This window comes from Streptomyces sp. NBC_01013 (assembly GCF_045162765.1).
Lineage (GTDB): Bacteria > Actinomycetota > Actinomycetes > Streptomycetales > Streptomycetaceae > Streptomyces.
In genome coordinates, this window is the sequence record NZ_CP108687.1 from 4,280,004 (window position 1) to 4,298,238 (window position 18,235).

Genomic DNA, 18,235 nt, shown 5'->3' on the forward strand with positions numbered 1-18,235 from the left:
AGGGGACACGATGCGGGTACTGGTCGCCGAGGACGAGGAGATCCTGGCCGAGCTCGTCGCCACCGGGCTGCGGCGGGCCGGATTCGCCGTCGACACGGTGTACAGCGGTGATGCCGCCCAGGCCTACCTGGGGCTGCACGACTACGACGTCGTCGTCCTGGACCGCGACCTGCCCCGGGTGCACGGCGACGACGTGGCCCGTGGGCTGGTCGCCTCCGGCTCCCGGACCAGGATCCTGATGCTGACGGCCGCGGGTTCCATGGAGGACCGCGTCGCCGGGCTCGACCTGGGCGCGGACGACTACCTGGGCAAGCCGTTCGAGTTCCCCGAGCTCGTGTCGCGGGTCCGCGCCCTGCGGCGGCGCAGCGCCCGCCCCGTCCCCCCGCAGCTGGAGCGGTACGGCATCCGGCTCGACACCGTGCGCCGCACCGTGACGCGGGACGGCCGGGAGCTGGACCTGTCGCCGAAGGAGTTCACGGTGCTCCAGCTGCTGCTGGAGGCCGACGGCGGGACGGTCAGCGCCGAGGAGCTCCTGGAGCGGGCCTGGGACGCCAACGCCGACCCCTTCACCGGAGCCGTCCGCGTCTGCATGAGCAAGCTGCGCGGCAAGCTCGGTGAACCGGCCGTGATCCGTACCGTGCAGGGCGTGGGGTACGCCCTGTGAAGCGTCGGGCCCGCCTGCCGCACGCCACGATCAGGACCCGCATCGCGCTCGTGTACGGCGGGGTGTTCCTGGTCCTCGGCACGGCGCTGCTCGCCACGGTCAACCTCGCCTCGCGGGCGGGCACGGACTCGCAGGCGCGCGCCATCGCCCGTACCGCCGTGGTCGTCCAGCCCGGTTACGCGGTCAACGGCCCCCTCGTCACCCGGCGCAGTATCGGGCCGCCGACCGTCTACGACCTCACCGACCACGTCAGCGACGCGGCCGGGGACCAGCTGTTCTTCTGGTCCTGCGCCGCCCTGCTCATGATGACGGCGTGCGCGGTGGGCGTCGGATGGTGGACGGCGGGGCGGGTCCTGCGTCCCGTGCACGCGATGACAGCCAAGGCACGCCGGCTCTCCGAACACACGCTGCACGAGCGGATCGCCTCCAGCGGTCCGGACGACGAGCTCAAGGAGCTGGGCGACACACTGGACGCGCTGCTCGCCCGGCTGGAGGGAGCGTTCGACAGCCAGCGCCGGTTCATCGCCAACGCCTCGCACGAACTGCGCACCCCGCTGGCCACGCAGCGGGCGGCGATCCAGGTGGGCCTGGACGACCCGACGCCGGACGATCTCGTACGGACCCGGCAGACGCTGTTGGACAACAACCGGCGCAGCGAGCGGCTCATCGAGGGGCTGCTGGTGCTGGCGCGCAGTGAGCGCGGGCTGGAGGAGAGCGAACGCGAGGCCGTGGAGCTGGCCCCTGTCGTGGCGGAGGAGGCGGGGCGGTACCCGGGGGTGGTGGCCGACACCGAACCCTGCGTGGTGCTGGGGAACCGACTGTTGCTGGCCCGGCTGGTGGCCAACCTGGTGGCCAACGCGGTGACGTACAACGTGCCGGGCGGGAGCGTGTCGGTGGCGTTGGTCCAGGCGGGCACGGGGGTGCTGCTGGAGGTGCGCAACACCGGGCCGGTGATGGACGCGGCCGACATCCCCGGCCTGTTCGAGCCGTTCCGGCGCGGTGAGGGCAGGGACCGGATGGGACGGGGCTCGGGGCTCGGGCTTTCGATCGTACGTTCTGTAGCGGTGGCGCACGGCGGTACGGTCACGGCGGTCCCGGGCCCGGAGGGCGGGCTCGCCGTGACCGTACGCCTGCCGGTGGATCAGGCGCCGGGGGCCGTCTCGCGGGCGGCGACCCAGGCGGGCAGCGCGGCGAGCGCCTCGCGGTAGAACGCGGCGTCCGCGACCTCGCGCGGGGCGGGGCCCGCGTGGAAGAAGCCGGCGTTCGGGGCGTCCAGCTTCCGCAGGAAGTCGAAGCCCTTGGCATCCTGCTCACCGAACGCGACGAACTGGAAGAAGAGCGGCAGCCGTGCCGCGTCCGTCAGCGCCTGGCGGGCGGCCTGCTTGACGTCCGGCGGGCCGTCCGTCTGGAAGATCACCAGCGCCGGGCCGGTGGCCCCGGACTTCTCGTAGTGCCCGACGACCTCCTCGACGGCGCGGTGGTAGTTCGTCCGGCCGAGCCGTCCGAGACCCGCGTTCAGCTCGTCGATGCGGCCCTCGTGCCCGTCCAGCTCGACCGTGCCGGTGCCGTCGATGTCGGTCGAGAAGAAGACGACCTGGACGGTGGCGCTCTCGTCGAGGTGCGCGGCGAGTGCGAGCGTGCGGTCGCCCAGGTGCTGGGCGCTGCCGTCCTTGTAGAACGGCCGCATGGAGCCCGAACGGTCCAGGACCAGGTAGACGGTGGCGCGAAGACCGGTGAGCCCGTGCGCCTTCAGCCCGGCCTGGGCGGCCTTGTACGGTCCCACGAGCTCGGGCGCGCGGGACTTGACCTGGGTGAGGGGCGTCGCGGGCTTGCCGGCGGGGGCGGCGGGGGCGGCGGGGGCGGCCTCGGCCAGGGGTTCGGCGGCCGGCTCCGGTTCGGGCTCCGGGTCCATGTCGATGGTGATCGGCTCGGGCTCGGCGACCGGGGCCTCGGCGACGACCGGCTCGGGCTCGGCGACCGGGGCCTCGGCGACGACCGGCTCGGGCTCGGCGACCGGGGCCTCGGCGACGACCGGCTCGGGCTCGGCGGGCTTGGCGGGCTCCGCGTCCACGGCCTCGGGCTCATCGGCCACGGCCTCGGGCTCCGCGACCACGGTCGGTTCGGGCTCCGCGACCACGGCCTCCGGAGCAGGCGCCACAGGCGGCTCAGCGGCCTCCACCGGCTTCACGGGCTTCACGGCCTCCGCCGGCTTCACCGGCTCAGCGGTCTCCACCGGCGTCACGGGCTCAGCGGTCTCCGCCGGCTCCGTGGGCTTCGTCCGGGACCCCGACCCCTGCGACGGAACCGTGGGAGTGGTCTTGGGGGTGGGCGCGGCGGCCTTGTCGAAGGCGGCGGCCACCAGGTCCGCCGCAGCCCCGCCGTCGTCCTTGGCGGACCGGGAAGCGGGCGTCGGGCCCGGCTCCGAAGAGGCCGGGGCCGGCACCGACACCTTTGCGGCCGAGACGGGTTCGGCCGCCGGCTCGTCCGCCGTCACCGACTCCGTGGCCAGGGTGCGCTCGCCCTGGGCCGGGACCGTGGCGGTCGTCGGCTCGTCCTGCTCCGTGCGGTCACGGCCGAACACCTTGCGCAGCAAGCTCCGAATGCCCATGGGCGAGGCCTTTCGCATGAGTTGGGTGCGATGTATGTCCGTACTGCGGGAATTGATCCCTGGCCAGGGCGGATACGTAAGGTTAGCGGCCGGATCCGGCCCTTCGTCGGTGCGGCCCGCCCGTGGGAGAACTGAACCGCAACTGATCCCGTACCGAGTCCTGTGACCGGCCTGTGCGGAACTCATGGATGTCGTCGGTAAGTCGTTCACACCCGCCCCCGAAGTGCCCGTTCGCGTTGCTAGCGTGAGCGGCCGGTGCGTCTGACAAGCAGTCAGGGGCACCGTTTCCGTTATCCGCAGGTGTGACAAGAAGGGCTCTCATATGAGGAACCCATCCCGCCGGACGCGGCTCGTGGCGTGTGCGGTGGCTGCCGGGGCGATGCTTTCCGGCCTCGTGCCCACTGTCGCCGCGAGCGCCGCGCCCACCGCGGGGCCGGCCTCCGTGGTCCCGGCCGTGGACGACCCCGTACCGGATCACGAAGGCATGCCCGACGACGGCTTCGACGACGAACCGGAGGGCGAACAGGACGATTTGGCCGGGACCGCGACGGGGTTGGCGAGCAGGGGCGTCGCGGCGGCGGCCCCGGTGCCGGGCCGTGCCGCCGACTTCAGGCTGGCCAACGGTACGGACCTGTCCGGGCTCGTCACGAAGCTGGACGCGGGGCTCCCCAAGCAGGGCCTCACGGAACTGCTGGACCAGGCGAACCGGCCGGCCGCCGACTGCGGGACCGCGGGCATCTACGGCCCCGATCTGACCGTCAGCCACCGCGTCTGCTGGAAGAGCGACGACGCCACGTCCTCGGAGTGGGTGCCGCAGGCCATCTCGGGGGTCTCGGACGCCCAGGAGGACGAGGACTGGGGTACGTCGAACGCCGAGCCGGTCGCCGTGGGCGGTTATGACGCGGTGAACCCCGGGCGCAGCGACTATGCGGCGGGGCGCGACGACTGTCTGGAGAGTTCCGCGTCCGACGCCTGCAACGAGAAGGGCATCCGGGTCACCTTCTTCAACCAGGCGACCGGAATGTACCGGCATGTGCTCCTGGTGTGGCCGTACATGAACTCCATGGACCACATATCCTTCGACGCCCTCCACGCGCGTGAGGGCCGGTGCAACCCCGTCGTCGTCACGGGCTGCGCGGCGCAGAACGGCATCCACGCGGGCGGCATGGTCTGGTACGGCAACTACCTGTACGTCGCAGACACTGCCAACGGCATGAGGGTCTTCGACCTCCGCAAGATCATGGACCTCAATCCGGACAACGACGCGGCCGTCAACGACCCGACGCCGGACGGACTGGTCAGCGACGTCCAGGACAAGAAGCGGATCGGCCGGCAGAGCAACGTCTGGTACGGATACGGCTACCGCTACGTCATGCCGCAGGTCGCCACGCTGAAGTTCACCACGGCGAAGAGCAGCGGCACCACCAGCGGGAACCAGTGCTACGCCACCGGCCGGCCGAAGGCCTCGTACATCTCGCTGGACCGCACCGGGACCGACCACATGATCCTCGGCGAGTACTGCAACACGAAGAACGGCGGCAGCAGCCCCGGGCGGGTCGGGGCCTACCCGATGAGCGCGCTGACGGCCGCGGTCGAGGGCGCGACCGGGACGGCCGCGAGCGCCGACGAGGCGTACGGCCTTCCCACCGGCGTGAAGTTCGGCGACGAGGACCTGTGGCACAAGGTCCAGGGCGCGATGCGGTACGAGGGCAAGTGGTACTTCCACCGCAGCAACGCCTACGACAACGGCCGGCTGCTCCAGGCCACCCCGGGGACGGTCGACGGGACGACGCAGCTCGTCGGCAACGCGAAGACCCTGCAGACGTCGTTCGGCCCCGAGGACCTCTACCTCGCCCACGGGCGCGGTGACGGATTCGCGCCGCAGCTCTGGTCGCTGAGTGAGCACGCCCCGAGCAAGTGCGGAGCGTGCAAGCGGGAGGTGTACAGCTACAACATGTCGGAGGTGATCAGCGACTTCGGCTGATCCCCCGGCCCTCCGCCGCACTACAGTCGGAGCCATGGTTTCGGGTGAGGCGCCGCAGGCGGCAGGCAGCGTTCGGGTCGATGTCTGGATCTGGTCGGTCCGGCTCACGAAGACCCGTGCGCAGGCGGCTGCCGCCTGCCGCGCGGGTCATGTGAAGGTCGCCGGCGAGCGGGCCAAGCCGGCCCAGGCGCTGCGGGTCGGCGACGAGGTGCGGCTGCGGCATGCGGGCCGGGACCGGGTCGTCGTCGTGTCCAAGATCGTGAAGAAGCGGGTGGGGCCGCCGGTGGCGGCGGAGTGCTTCGTCGACAACAGCCCGCCCCCGCCGCCGCGCGAGGCCGCGATCCAGGTTCCGGTACGGGACCGGGGAGCGGGGCGGCCGACCAAGCGGGACCGGCGCGAGATGGACCGGCTGCGGGGTGCGGGACCCGACCCCACGGAGTGACGGGCGCGGTGCGCGAGAGGAAGGGACGAACCCGCCCCACCTCAGCACCCCGAAGTCTCACGGCCCCACATGCCTGCGGCCCCCATCCCCACGGCCCTACGGCTCGGGCGAGGCGATGGCCCGGGCCGCCGCGACTTCCTGGCGCAGCGGCGCGAGGACGCCCTCTTCGTCCCCGGGGAGGTCGGTGCGCACCGCCACGAGGACCTCGCTCGCCCGTACCCCTTCGGCCAGTTCGCGGAGGTGGGCCTGCACCGCGGCCACCTCCGCCGGGTCCGGTTCCGGGGCTCCGTGGTTGACGCGGACGCGGGCCGCCGTGGTGGCGTCCACGATGCGTTCCACAGCCACGACCAGCGGCCACCACGCGGCGGCGCGGGTCCCGGTGGGGGGCGGCTCGGTCAGGGCGCGCTGGAACTCGGAGCGTACGGACGACAGATCGCGGTAGATGCGGCGACGGGCGCGGACCCGTTCGGCCCGGTCGCCGCCACCCCCCGGCTCGAACGCATACCCCACGTAGTCCGCGATGTCGGCGACCGCGTCGGCCAGGCGGCGGCCGATCCGGGTGTGCCAGCTCTCCGGCCACAGCAGATAACCGGCCACCAGCACGATGCCGCAGCCGATCAGGCTGTCCAGGAAGCGCGGCCAGACCAGGTGGACCCCCTGGTGGTTCAGCAGGTCGGACAGCAGCAGGATGACCGGGGTGATGGCCGCGGTCTGGAAGGCGTAGCCCTTCGCCGTGAGCGCAGGGATCAGCGCGGCCAGCAGCACCATCACCGGTACGTCCCACCAGCCGACCGGCACCTCCGCCAGCACCGGGGCCGCGATGACGAGCCCGGCGACCGTGCCCACGGAACGCAGCACCGCGCGGGAGAACACCGAGCCGAAGTCGGGCTTGAGGACGAAGGTGACGGTCAGCGCCACCCAGTAGGAGCGCGGTACGTCGATGAGTGAGGTCAGGGCCTGGGCCAGTCCGATGCAGAGCGCGAGGCGCAGCCCGTACCGCCACGAGGACCCGGAGAGCAGGACGTTGCGGCCGGCGCGCCGCACCCGTACACCGAGGGCCGCCGGCCGGCCGAGCCGGTCGTCCACGTTGTACGGGTCGGGCTCGGCCTTGTGGACGACCACGACGGCGTGCCGCAGGGCGTTGTCGACCGCCCTGGTGGCGGGCGAGTCCGGGGCCGGCAGGTCGGGTGGGGCGCCGCCGGGACGGCTCTCCGCCACGTCCGCCGCCAGGGACCGCACCGCCGCCGGGATCTCGGCGGGCAGCGGGCGTCGACGCACGTGCACCGCGGGCGCCGCCTCGACCAGTGGGATGACCACGTTGAGCTGGGACAACAGCCGCACCATCGCCCCGCTGCGGCCGTGATAGCGGGCGCGACGGGCGAGGATCAGGTCGTAGGAGGTGTTGAGGGAGTCCGTGACGGCCTGCCGCTTCTCCTCGTACGCGTCGGTGCCGGCGGCGGCGAGCAGGTCGGCGACCGCGAGATAGGTGCGCGTCACCGCGACCCGTTCCGGCACTTTTCGCCGCAACGGCCAGGCGAGCAGCGTCAGGGCGAGGACGAACAGACCGCCCAGCGTCAGCAGCAGGGGCGCCACCCACCACGGATCGGGCATCGGAAGCCCGGCGCCCACCACGGAGTTGAGCAGGAGCAGCAGTCCCGACACCGAGGCGACGGCGCCGATCGTCGACATCATGCCGGAGACCAGACCGATGAGCGTGAGGACGGCGACGGCCCCCCAGCCCGTCCCGTACACGAGGGTGCCCGTCATGATGCCGAGGGCACCGAACAGTTGCGGCACGGCGATGTTGAGGATGCGCATCCGGTACGCGTCGGCCGTGTCGCCGATGACGCCGGAGAGAGCGCCCATGGAGGCCAGTGCGCCGTACATCGGCCGGTCGGCGGCGAACCCGGCGGCGAGCGGCGCGGCCAGGGCGACACCCGCGCGGGCGACGGCGGCCCAGGGGACGGGCGTGGGCAGGGGGCGCAGGCCGTAGCGCAGCCAGACGGGCGGTGTCCCCCGCCGGTGCGCCTCCGTGGAGGAGCGCGCGGATCCGTCGCCCCGGGTGCCGGTCAATGCCTCCCCCTCCGCGCAGCGGTCAGCTGCGATACCCCTCGACCTCGTCGGCCGGGCGGACCCGGGCCTGTGCCGGATCCTCGCCGAACTCGCTCAGCGCCCGGCGCTGCCGCAGCAGATCCCAGCACTGATCGAGTCGGACCTCCACCGTACGCAGGCGCGCCTTCTCCTCGGTGGACAGGCCCGGTTCCCGGCCGTTGCGGTCGCGCAGGGCGCGTTCCTCCGCGACGAGGCCGTCGATGCCGCCGATGATGTCCCGCTCCTGGTCGTCCATGACGTCTTCCTCTCCGCCGTACCGGATCCGCGCCGGCCGGTCCGGCCGCACCGGATCCATGCCGGTCGGTCTCAGCAGTGCCCGTGTTCCCTCAGCACGATGACGGTCTTGCCGCGTGCCCCGCCCGTCCGGTTGCGATCCAGGGCCTGCGGGGCCTTCTCCAGGGGGAGTTCGATGTCGACGGGGACGCGCAGGACGCCTTCCGCGGCACCCGCTGCCAGCACGTCCAGCAGGACCGGGCTCGGGTCGAGCCGGAAGTCGAGACCCCGTACCCCGCGGGGGAGCGCCGCCCCTGCCGCGGCGCCGCGGGTGGAGAGCGCGATGGCGCCCGGCCGGAGCGTCGAGGCGTGTTCGGCGAACGCCTCGGGGGTCGCGGACGCCAGGTCGGCCAGCGCGTCGACGCCGTCCGGGCAGGCCGCCCGTATCGCTTCGGCCGCCGGGCCGTCCGTGACGTCGATCGTGACGCGGGCGCCCAACGACCCCATCCTGGACCGCTCGTCCCCGCGCACCGCCGCGATCACACGCACGTCCCGTGCTCGGGCGAGCTGGGTCAGACAGCTGCCGACCCCGCCCGCCGCGCCGACGACCATCAGGCTTTCGTGGCCCCGCAGTGACACCGCCTCCAGGATCTGCGCGGCGGCCATCCCGGCGGTCGGCAGCGCGGCCGCGATCCGGGCGTCCAGCCCGCGCGGGACAAGGGCGATGGCGGACTCCTGGGGTACGCAGACGTAGTCGCAGTACGTCCCCGCACCGGCTGCCGGACCGCCTGACCGCCCGAAGACGTGGTCACCGACCCGGAAGCGGTTGTCGCCGCTGCCGATCATGTCCACCCGGCCCGCGTAGTCGGCGCCGACGACCAGCGGGAAGAGCTGAGGGGCGAGGCCGTCCAGGGTGCCGTCCGCGAGCTGCCAGTCGTGCGGGTTGAGCGAGGCGTACTCGATCCGCACCCGGACCTGGCCCGGCCCCGGCTCCGGTTTGGGGACCTCGACCGGAGCGGGATCGCCCCGGAATGTGCTGACGGCGATGGCTCGCATACGCAAGACCTCCCAGTAGCCCCCGGCAGTCACCTTCTCCACTCTTCCCCGGCCCGACCCCGCCCGCACGTCGGCACCGGCGGGGCCGGGATGTCGGCCGGCGTCGCGCAGGTGCGGTGTGACGAGCAGCGCGCGGTGGCCGGTGGTGGCGAGGAGCGGGGAGCGGGCGGAGCCGGGTCCCTCAGGCCCCGGACGACGGCGCGGGCAGTACCCGCCGGACCCAGATCCGCGCCGCCACCGCGCACACGGCCACCGCGAGGCCCGTACCGAAGACGATCCACACCGTGGTGCGCAACGACCCGGTCAGCGCGTCGTACACCGCTGCCGCCCCGTCGGTCTCGCTGCCGGGCACCTCGGCCAGCACGCGGTTGCGCGCCAACGCGAGCGCACCGCGCAGCACCAGGGCGCCGAGCGCGAAGCCGGCCCCGGCGACGGCGGTCGCGGCGAGCGCGGCCAGGGCCGAGCCGCGGCGCCCGGGTCCGCCGCCTACCCAGGCCAGGACGACGGCGAGCAGCGCGAACACGAGGGTGCCGACGGCCGGCCACACGCCGGCCGCCCGCAGCCACCGGAAGCTCTGGCGCATCTGGTCGGCGCGGTCGGCGGAGACGATCTGGATGTCGGTGTGCTGGACGGGGATCTGGTCGGCGAACGGCACCCCGTTGTCCACCAGGTTCTGCTTCACCTTCTCCGTCACGGGCGCCAGATCGATCGTGACGCTCTCGCCGCTCTCCCCGTCCAGGGCCGCCGTGACGGCTTCGTGGGCCGTGCGGTTGGCGGCGTTCCAGGCGGCCTGGAACGCGTCGGTGGTGGTGAAGGACCGTACGGCCTGGTGAAGGAAGTCACGGACCGTGTCCTGGAGCGGGCCGACGTCGATCTGCTTCATCGCCTCGTCGGTGATCAGGTCGGCGACGGTGTTCTGCACATCGGCATCGGAGGCGAGCGGCGCCACGGCGGCCACGTAACGGTCCGTGTCGTCGATCTCCAGATCGACCCAGGCGGAGAGCGCGCTCACCGGCACCAGGACGGCGAGCAGCACCAGGAATGCCACCGAGAGAGCCGCCGAGAAGTAGGTCCGCACCCCACCAGGGAACCGCGGATGGCGACGCCGTGCCCCGGGCCGTGGGCCATCCGAGTTGCCGGGGGGCCCGGCCGGGTGTGCCCTTGAGGAAAGCGGGGGCGACGGAAGGAGCTTCCTGCCATGGCCGCACACGCTTCGGTGCATGCACGCGGCACGCGCGGGCGTGCCCAGCGCCTCTCCACGATCAGCTGGGCCGTACCCGTCACGCTCGGGGTGATCCTGGGCTGGTACGCGACGTCCATCGTCCGCGGCGGCGGAGTGCTCACCGGCACCCAGCTCGCGCTCGGACTGGTCTCGGGCGCCGTGCTCGCGGCGCTCTGCTTCGGTCTGGGCCGGGTGCAGAAGCGCCTGCCGGCCGAGCTCGGCGCGGCCGCGTACGGCGCGCTGTTCGGCAGTTCGGTCGGCTTCCTCTACAGCCTGTCCGGCGACAAGAGCGTGCTGGCCTCGTCGACGCTGGGTCTGCTGACCGGGGCGGGCATGCTGCTCGCCGCGTTCTACGTCTTCTACACGCGGGAGGACTGAGTCCGCCGCGGCTTCCGCCGGTACGGGCCCGCGCCCCTGAGGCGCGGGTCCGTACCCGTGTCCGGGTCTGTGCTCAGCTGCGGACCACGGTCACCGGGCACGGCGCGTGCTGGGCGACGTGCAGGCTGACCGATCCGAGCAGGGTGGCCTTGAAGCCGCTGTACCCGCGCGCGCCCACGACCAGCAGGTCCGCCCCTGCGGCCCGGTCGAGCAGGGCCTGCGCGGGGTTGCCGATCACCACGACCTTGCTGACCGCGGCGGCACCCGCGGCACCGAGGGCCTCCTCCAGCGCCTCGGTGAGCGACACCGTGGCCACGGCCTGCGGATCGAAGTCCTCCGGCATGCCCGGCATCATGGACGCCCAGCTGGTCGAGGGGTACTCCCAGCTGTTGACGGCCTCCACCGTGTCACCGGTCAGCTCCGCCTGGCGTACGGCCCAGTGCAGTGCCTTGATCGACGACTCGGAGCCGTCAACGCCCACCACGATCCTGCCCATCTCTGCCTCCAGCTCGGTTCCGTTTGGTCGAACGGGTACGTGGTGACGGACAACCGCACCACGCACCTTCTCGCGCAACTGTAGTCAAACCGGGCGAAAGTACAGTCTTCGGGTCGGTCAGTCCAGCCGCAGGTCGGCCAGCTGCCGCTCGAAGGGGACCACCTCGTCGTCCAGTCCGAGGGTCTTGGCGGCTCCGGAGACCGCCCGGCCGCCCGTGATCGCCTGCGCGAGCTCGCCGCCCGCGCGCCGGATCCGGCCCGGCAGGCCTTCGGTGTACTCGTCGCCCGAGGAGCCCCAGTCCTCCGAGGCCGCGTACACCGACGTCGGGAGCGTGACGGCGCGCAGATAGGCGAAGAGCGGACGCATCGCGTGCTCCAGCACCAGCGAGTGCCGGGCGGTGCCGCCGGTCGCCGCGACGACGACGGGCTTGCCGGTCAGTGCGGTGTTCTCCACCAGGTCGAAGAACGACTTGAACAGGCCGCTGTACGAGGCGGTGAACACCGGGGAGACGGCGATCAGTCCGTCGGCCCCCGCCACCGCGCCGATGGCCTCCTCCAGCGTGGCCGACGGGAAGCCGGACACCAGGTTGCCCGCGATGTCGACGGCCAGGTCGCGCAGTTCGATCACCCGGACCTCGACCGGGCGGTCCTGCTCGGTCTCCAGCCGCTCGCGGGTGGCCGCGGTCAGCCGGTCGGCCAGCAGCCTGGTCGACGAGGGGTTGCTCAGACCGGCGGATACGGCGACGATCCTCAGCGGTTCGGTGGCGAACACGGTCAGCTCTCCTTCGTGGTGGTGCCGGCGGCTACGGCCGGGTGCAGGGGCGCGGACTCCGGCACCCCGGCAGGCCGCAGGTTGGCGAACTCCTTGCGCAGCACGGGGACGACCTCCTCGCCGAGGATGTCGAGCTGCTCCAGGACCGTCTTCAGCGGGAGCCCCGCGTGGTCCATCAGGAACAGCTGGCGCTGGTAGTCACCGACGGCGTCCCGGAAGGACAGCGTCCGCTCGATGACCTCCTGCGGGGAGCCCACGGTGAGCGGGGTCTGCTGGGTGAAGTCCTCCATCGAAGGACCGTGCCCGTAGACCGGTGCGTTGTCGAAGTACGGACGGAACTCCCGCACCGCGTCCTGCGAGTTCTTGCGCATGAACACCTGGCCGCCGAGGCCGACGATGGCCTGCTCGGCGGTGCCGTGGCCGTAGTGGGCGTAGCGCTGCCGGTAGAGGCTCACCATCTTCTTCGTGTGTTCGATGGGCCAGAAGATGTTGTTGTGGAAGAAGCCGTCGCCGTAGTACGCGGCCTGCTCGGCGATCTCCGGGGAGCGGATCGAGCCGTGCCAGACGAACGGCGGTACGCCGTCCAGGGGGCGCGGGGTCGCGGTGAAGGACTGCAGCGGCGTACGGAACTTCCCCTCCCAGTCGACGACGTCCTCGCGCCACAGCTTGTGCAGCAGGGCGTAGTTCTCGATGGCGAGCGGAATGCCCTGGCGGATGTCCTTGCCGAACCAGGGGTAGACCGGTCCGGTGTTGCCGCGGCCCATCATCAGGTCGACGCGGCCGTCGGCCAGGTGCTGGAGCGTGGCGTAGTCCTCGGCGATCTTCACCGGGTCGTTGGTGGTGATCAGGGTCGTCGAGGTGGACAGGATGATGCGCTCGGTGCGGGCGGCGATGTAGGCGAGGGTGGTCGTCGGCGAGGAGGGGACGAACGGGGGGTTGTGGTGCTCGCCGGTCGCGAACACGTCGAGGCCGACCTCCTCGGCCTTCCGTGCGATGGCGACGGTGGCCTTGATCCGCTCGTGCTCGCTCGGCGTCGTGCCGGTCGTCGGGTCGGTGGTGATGTCTCCGACGGTGAAGATCCCGAACTGCATGGCGCCCGCCTCCAGGCATTTGGTTGAACGTTGAACTATCTGGACGCACCCTACAACGGAGTCCCCCGTACGCCTATTCCGCCGGGGCGGACGCGGAGGCGGCCCGGGCCGGGCGGACGGCGGCAGGCATCGGCGGGAGCGGAGGGGAGGGCTGGGTGCGACGGCCGGGCTCAGTCCTGCCCGGCGTCCTCGGCGGCCCGTGCCGCCTCGATCTCCCGCTCGGCCCACTCGCTCCACTCCGCCTGCATCTGCATGAACCGCTTGCCCCACTCCAGGGTGAGGCGGCCGTAGACGGACAGATCGCTCTCGTCCCAGTCCGTGGCGTTCTCCGTGGACTGGAACTCGGCATGTCGCGCACGGGCGAACTCGGTCCGCTTGTGCAGGAACTCGCGGGCCTCCTCCCACTCGACCGCTCCGAGCAGGAAGACCCTCAGGAGGATGTCGTTGCGGCGGTAGCCGTTCGGGGCGACCACCAGGAGCCACTCGCGCAGTTCGGCGCGGCCCGCTTCGGTGATCTCGTACGTCTTGCGGCCGCGGGGGCCCTCGGACGCGACCCGGGTCAGGCCGGCGGCGTCCAGCTTGGTCAGCTCCGTGTAGATCTGGCTCTGGGTGGCGGGCCAGACGTGCGCGAGCGACGTACGGAAGGTGCCCAGCAGGTCGTAGCCACTGGCCGGCCCTTCCGCGAGCAGGCCGAGGAGTGCGTGTCGAAGGCTCATGGGGATTACTTTACCTCCGACATTCCACTATTGACATGTCAGGCGCAGACCTTCTATGTTTGACATGTCACTACAGGAGCGTGCGGGGTCGGTCACCGGCTGTCCGGACGATCCGGCATCCGTCCGTATGCAACCAGGGGGACCTCTCATGGCGTACTTGCGCAGCTTTCTTCCGTGGATCGCGGTCAGCGTGCTCGTCGGCACCATCGACGTCAGGTACGCCCTGCTGGCAGGGCTGGTGCTCGCCCTCGCCCTGATCGTGGTGCAGCGGCGTGCGGGCGGTGACTGGGCCGCGCTCGTCATCGAGACCGGAGCTGCCCTCTACTTCGCCGTGTGCACCACCGCGGCCTTCGCCGCCCCGGACTCCGGCCTCGTGACGGACTACTCCTCGGCCGGGTCGTCCCTGTGGCTGGCGCTGCTGGCCTGGGGGTCGCTCGCCATCGGCAAGCCGTTCACGAGGGGGATCGCACGGACCACGGTCCCGGCCGAGCACTGGGACAGCCCGCTGTTCCGGCGGGTCAACACGGTCATCACCGCGGTGTGGGCCGCCGCCTTCACCATCGGCGGCGCCGGCTCGGTGTGGCTGCACCACGCACAGCCGGACAACAGCACCGCCCGCACGGTCCTGACCGTCATCTGCGTCGTCGTTCCGATCCTGTTCACCGTGCGCTACCCGGAGATCGCGCGCGCCCGCTCCGTCGCCGCCGCTCCCGCGCGTCCCGCCGAGTGACCGCCGACCGTGCACGAGGTCGCCAGGGGCTGTCCCGCAGTTCCTGGCGGGCGCACGACGACACCTACGGCACCTCGCCGCGTTGTCGAAACACCCGAATACATCCGGGATGCGAACGTCTCTCCGCCGTGCGACGCACCGCATCCGACGCCGCGCGCTGATCCACCAGGAATCGCGGGACAGCCCCTAGACTTCCCGTATGACCTCCGTACCGTGCCGGAACCGGTGGCGCTCCTCCTAGGAGCGGCCACCTCTTCAGCGCGGGACCAGGGCCGTTCGTCACGGACGGCCCTTTTTCTCTGCCCTCTTCCGGCACGGGCTCCGAGCCCGGCGGGGCCGTCCTCCACGCACACACCATCGCGAGGAGAGACCAGCCATGACCACGACCTACGCCGACAGCACCACCACGCTCGACGAGCGGATCCAGCGGGACCCCGCCGCCTTCCGCGTCCTGACCGGCGACCGGCCCACCGGGGCGCTGCACCTCGGGCACTACTTCGGCACGCTCCACAACCGGGTGCGGCTCCAGGAGCTCGGAGTGGAGGTGTTCGTCCTCGTCGCCGACTACCAGGTGCTCACCGACCGGGACATGGCCGAGCGGCTCACCGCCACCATGGAGGGGCTGCTGCTGGACTACCTGGCCGTCGGCATCGACCCGGAACGCTCGGTGATCTTCAACCACAGCGCCGTGCCCGCGCTCAACCAGCTGCTGCTGCCGTTCCTGAGTCTGGTCTCCGTCGCCGAACTGGGCCGCAACCCCACGGTCAAGGACGAGATCGCGCACTCCCGGCAGGCCACCGTCAGCGGTCTGATGTACACCTACCCGGTCCATCAGGCGGCCGACATCCTGTTCTGCAAGGGCAATGTGGTGCCGGTCGGCCAGGACCAGCTGCCGCACCTCGAACTGACCAGGGCCGTGGCCCGGCGGTTCAACGAGCGCTACGGTCCGCTCTTTCCGGAGCCCGAGGCGCTCCTCTCCGCCGCACCGCTGCTGCTCGGCACCGACGGCACCAAGATGAGCAAGAGCCGCGCCAACGCCGTTGCGCTGAGCGCCGACGAGGACACGACGGCACGGCTGGTGAGAGGCGCGACGACGGACGCCGAACGGCACATCACGTACGACCCCGAGCGACGGCCCGAGGTGTCCGGACTGGTGCTGCTGGCCGCGCTCTGTCTCGACCGGGACCCGCACACCGTGGCCGAGGAGATCGGCGGCGGGGGCGCGGCAGCACTCAAGCGGACCGTGACCGACGCGGTCAACGCGCGACTGGCGCCCCTGCGGGCCCGGCGGGCGGAGTACGCGCGGGACATGGGCTACGTGCGGTCCGTGCTGCGGGCCGGCAACGAGCGTGCCAACGCCGTCGCCGACGCGACGCTGGCGGAGGTGCGGGAGGCGATGGGAGGGGTGCTCTAGGTGTTCTGTCCACGGAGGTTGGTGGCAGGTTTCACGGTGGAGTGATCTTGAACGAATGAGGGCCTTCCGGGTTCGGTGTGGATTGCGACGTCTACACCGACCAGAAAGGCCCTCGTGCCCCACCGTAATGCACCCTGACCGAGACCGGACGTCTGCGTCTGGCCCGCGACGGCTGGCACGGCGCCTCGCCGCGTTGTCGGGACCGTCCACCTACGCCCCGTACGAGGACGACCCTCCGCCTTGCGATGCACCGCACCGGACGCCGCGGGCCCCGCCCTCCGGGCGGAGGACGCTCCTTTCGGAACACGCCCCGGGCCCTCTCGTCAGCGCCGCGTCAACGAGCCCCGCCTGCCCAGCAGTTCCGCCAGGCCCCGGCGGGTCGCGGCGATCACCACGCGGTCGGTGGACCGGAGTACGTAGCCGGGGTGCAGGTTCCACACGAGGCCCCCGGGCCGGTCGCCCGACGGGTCGGTGCCGGGGGCGTGCGGCGGTGGGACGGGAGCCGCCGGGCCGGGCCCGCGGCCGGCGGGCTGGGCCACGTCCAGGGCGAGGATCCGCCAGGACCCGGCCCGGAACGCCTGCTCCACCGTCCGGCCCTCCAGCTGCGGGTGGCCGGCCACCTCGACCGCCGCGAACAGCATCACCTTCCGCTCGACCGGCACCGCCCCGAGGATCTGCCGGCCCATCATGGCCACGGCGAACGAGGGACCGGCCAGGTGTGAGACGGAACGGGAGCGGGTGAGCGCCTGCGGGTGGGCGGTGCGCAGGGTGCGGTAGACGGCGGTGGCGAACTCGTCGTCGAACAGGCGCAGCGTCACCCGCAGATCCGGCTTGAGGGAGCGGGCGTACAGCGCCGCCTCCAGGTTGGTGGTGTCGACGCTGGTCAGGGCGAGCAGCCCGCGCGAGCGACCGATCTTGGCGGCCTCCAGCACACCCTCCTGCGTGACGTCTCCCAGGACCACCGGCACATGCAGCCGGCGTGCCACCGGGATGCCGCGCGCGTCCGGGTCGTCCTCCACGCAGACCACGGGAATGCCCAGTTCCCGCAGGTGCACCAGAACGCGGGTGCCGATCTTGCCGAGGCCGAGCAGCACCACGTGTCCGGACAGACCGCGCGGCGGCCGCCGCAGCGACGAAGCCGTGCGCAGCGAACCGAAGGCCTCCAGCACACCCGCGACCAGCAGGGGGAGCAGCATCAGTCCGGCGACGCCGGAGAGGAGCTGGATGACCTGGCGGGCAGTGGGGTCGCCGATCGCCGGGTCGCCCATCGCGAACAGGTCGAGCAGGGTGAGGTAGGCGGCATGCGGGGGGCGGTCGCCGGTGGTGAGCGAGGATGCCACCGCGAGCCCGAGGACGGCCAGGCCGACGCCCAGCGCCGACCAGCGCAGCCGACGTGAGAAGAACTGGCTCAGCGGTGCGCTCCGGCCGCTCATCCGGGGTTTCGGAACGGCTGGACCGGACTGGGTGACGGCCTCCAGGACGACGGTGCCGCGCCCGGTCGCCGCCGCCACCTGTGCCTGGTCGGGGAGGAGCTGCGGACCGTCGGCGCCACTGCTGTCGGAACCCTCGGCGCCGGCCGGGTCGTGGGTGGTGGAGGAGAGCAGGGCCAGGGTGCACAGGCCGGGGTCGGCGGCCTGGCCGTCGCGGGGCGGGGTGCGTTCTGCCGCCCGCAGGAACAGGCCCTCGGCGCGGATCACCCGGGTGGGGCCGGCGAGCGCGGTGGCCGCGAGGTAGGGGGCGGCGGTGTCGGCGTCGGACAGGACGGTGGTGGAGGCGTCCAGCACGGCCGGGTCGAGCCCGGGCGAGGCGACGGCGGCCGCCTGGTCGAGCAGGGTCTCCAGATGCTGGCCGAGCTTGCGGTTGTAGAGCCGGATCACCAGGCGGACGCGGGGGTTGAGCCGACGGGCCGTCAGTGCGGCCCGGATGTTGCGCTCGTCGTCGTCGTAGACGAGGGCCACCGCGGCGGCCGAGCCGATGCCCGCCTCTTCGAGCGACTCGTCGGAGGGCTCCGCCGCCTGGAGGATGCGTACCGCCTCGACACCGGCGTTGGTGTCCCCGTCCTCCGCGCTGCCGTGGGCCAGACCTCCGTTGCGGGCCATCGCCGACGACATCCGGCCGAACAGCGCGGCGGCCCGGCGGCGCCCGGTCAGCGGCAGCTCCGGTCCGGCCGTTCCCGGCTCCGGGGGCAGGACGAGGGTGACCCGCTCCCCGTAGACGTACCGCAGCTCCACGGCGAGCCGCTGAGCGAGCGCATCGTCGCCGCAGACGACCATGTGGCCGGTGAAAGGGGGGCGTTGGGGCTGCTGGGGAAGAGGAGGCACAAGACCCAGCATGCCTT

Annotated in this window: 17 protein-coding genes; 7 read left to right on the forward strand and 10 right to left on the reverse strand. The window is 72.3% G+C overall.

The genetic code is table 11. From position 1 onward, the window contains the following. Positions 1 to 10: 10 nt before the first annotated feature. Positions 11 to 664 (forward strand): response regulator transcription factor, encoded by a 654-nt coding sequence (locus tag OG538_RS18555; RefSeq protein ID WP_406100202.1) that lies wholly within the window; start codon positions 11 to 13, stop codon positions 662 to 664. Further along, positions 661 to 1,872, forward strand: a complete 1,212-nt coding sequence (locus OG538_RS18560) for a sensor histidine kinase (protein ID WP_406094963.1) — start codon at positions 661 to 663, stop codon at positions 1,870 to 1,872. Before OG538_RS18555 ends, OG538_RS18560 begins: the two co-directional genes overlap by 4 nt. Here the strand turns inward: OG538_RS18560 and OG538_RS18565 are convergent. After that, positions 1,806 to 3,272 carry a VWA domain-containing protein gene (locus tag OG538_RS18565; protein WP_406094965.1) on the reverse strand — a complete coding sequence of 489 codons (1,467 nt, stop codon included), beginning with the start codon at positions 3,270 to 3,272 and terminating at the stop codon, positions 1,806 to 1,808. The two genes, OG538_RS18560 and OG538_RS18565, sit on opposite strands and share 67 nt — an antisense overlap. A gap of 322 nt (positions 3,273 to 3,594) precedes the next feature. Between OG538_RS18565 and OG538_RS18570 the strand changes: the two genes are divergently transcribed. Together OG538_RS18570 and OG538_RS18575 are read left to right on the forward strand one after the other, a co-directional pair. Beyond that, positions 3,595 to 5,256 (forward strand): hypothetical protein, encoded by a 1,662-nt coding sequence (locus tag OG538_RS18570; protein WP_406094967.1) that lies wholly within the window; start codon positions 3,595 to 3,597, stop codon positions 5,254 to 5,256. Positions 5,257 to 5,290: 34 nt separating this feature from the next. Beyond that, positions 5,291 to 5,698 carry an RNA-binding S4 domain-containing protein gene (locus OG538_RS18575; protein ID WP_406094969.1) on the forward strand — a complete coding sequence of 136 codons (408 nt, stop codon included), beginning with the start codon at positions 5,291 to 5,293 and terminating at the stop codon, positions 5,696 to 5,698. Between the two features lie 96 nt (positions 5,699 to 5,794). Here OG538_RS18575 and OG538_RS18580 read toward each other — a convergent pair whose 3' ends face one another. From OG538_RS18580 to OG538_RS18595, 4 genes are all read right to left on the reverse strand, one after another. Next, positions 5,795 to 7,771 (reverse strand): FUSC family protein, encoded by a 1,977-nt coding sequence (locus OG538_RS18580; RefSeq protein ID WP_406094971.1) that lies wholly within the window; start codon positions 7,769 to 7,771, stop codon positions 5,795 to 5,797. A 22-nt stretch (positions 7,772 to 7,793) separates the two neighbouring features. After that, on the reverse strand, positions 7,794 to 8,045 hold the full coding sequence (locus OG538_RS18585) for a DUF2630 family protein (protein WP_406094973.1): 252 nt from the start codon (positions 8,043 to 8,045) through the stop codon (positions 7,794 to 7,796). A 71-nt stretch (positions 8,046 to 8,116) separates the two neighbouring features. Next, on the reverse strand, positions 8,117 to 9,079 hold the full coding sequence (locus tag OG538_RS18590) for an NADP-dependent oxidoreductase (RefSeq protein WP_406094975.1): 963 nt from the start codon (positions 9,077 to 9,079) through the stop codon (positions 8,117 to 8,119). Positions 9,080 to 9,260: 181 nt separating this feature from the next. Then, complete coding sequence (locus OG538_RS18595) at positions 9,261 to 10,157, reverse strand: hypothetical protein (RefSeq protein ID WP_406094977.1); 897 nt, start codon at positions 10,155 to 10,157, stop codon at positions 9,261 to 9,263. A gap of 120 nt (positions 10,158 to 10,277) precedes the next feature. Between OG538_RS18595 and OG538_RS18600 the strand changes: the two genes are divergently transcribed. Further along, positions 10,278 to 10,679, forward strand: coding sequence for a hypothetical protein (locus OG538_RS18600; RefSeq protein ID WP_406094979.1), 402 nt, complete (start codon positions 10,278 to 10,280; stop codon positions 10,677 to 10,679). Positions 10,680 to 10,752: 73 nt separating this feature from the next. On the opposite strand, the gene OG538_RS18605 is transcribed toward OG538_RS18600, so the two are convergent. The 4 genes from OG538_RS18605 to OG538_RS18620 all read right to left on the reverse strand — a co-directional run bounded on the left by OG538_RS18605 (position 10,753) and on the right by OG538_RS18620 (position 13,753). Then, a complete protein-coding gene (locus tag OG538_RS18605; protein ID WP_406094981.1) occupies positions 10,753 to 11,175 on the reverse strand; it encodes a universal stress protein in 423 nt (140 codons plus the stop codon). 117 nt (positions 11,176 to 11,292) lie between these two features. Next, positions 11,293 to 11,946, reverse strand: a complete 654-nt coding sequence (locus OG538_RS18610; RefSeq protein WP_406094983.1) for an FMN reductase — start codon at positions 11,944 to 11,946, stop codon at positions 11,293 to 11,295. A 2-nt stretch (positions 11,947 to 11,948) separates the two neighbouring features. Beyond that, the gene (locus OG538_RS18615) at positions 11,949 to 13,037 is read right to left on the reverse strand and encodes an LLM class flavin-dependent oxidoreductase (RefSeq protein ID WP_406094985.1); all 1,089 of its coding nucleotides are present in this window, start codon (positions 13,035 to 13,037) and stop codon (positions 11,949 to 11,951) included. A 170-nt stretch (positions 13,038 to 13,207) separates the two neighbouring features. Then, on the reverse strand, positions 13,208 to 13,753 hold the full coding sequence (locus tag OG538_RS18620; protein ID WP_406094987.1) for a PadR family transcriptional regulator: 546 nt from the start codon (positions 13,751 to 13,753) through the stop codon (positions 13,208 to 13,210). A gap of 148 nt (positions 13,754 to 13,901) precedes the next feature. Here OG538_RS18620 and OG538_RS18625 point away from each other — a divergent pair, with 148 nt between their 5' ends. Together OG538_RS18625 and trpS are read left to right on the forward strand one after the other, a co-directional pair. Further along, positions 13,902 to 14,483: a hypothetical protein gene (locus tag OG538_RS18625; protein ID WP_406094989.1), complete on the forward strand. Its 582-nt coding sequence runs from the start codon at positions 13,902 to 13,904 to the stop codon at positions 14,481 to 14,483. A 376-nt stretch (positions 14,484 to 14,859) separates the two neighbouring features. Beyond that, positions 14,860 to 15,897, forward strand: a complete 1,038-nt coding sequence (trpS, locus tag OG538_RS18630) for a tryptophan--tRNA ligase (protein ID WP_406094991.1) — start codon at positions 14,860 to 14,862, stop codon at positions 15,895 to 15,897. 323 nt (positions 15,898 to 16,220) lie between these two features. On the opposite strand, the gene OG538_RS18635 is transcribed toward trpS, so the two are convergent. Next, entirely contained in the window at positions 16,221 to 18,230 is a 2,010-nt protein-coding gene (locus OG538_RS18635; RefSeq protein ID WP_406094993.1) for an NAD-binding protein, read from the reverse strand. Positions 18,231 to 18,235: the final 5 nt, after the last annotated feature.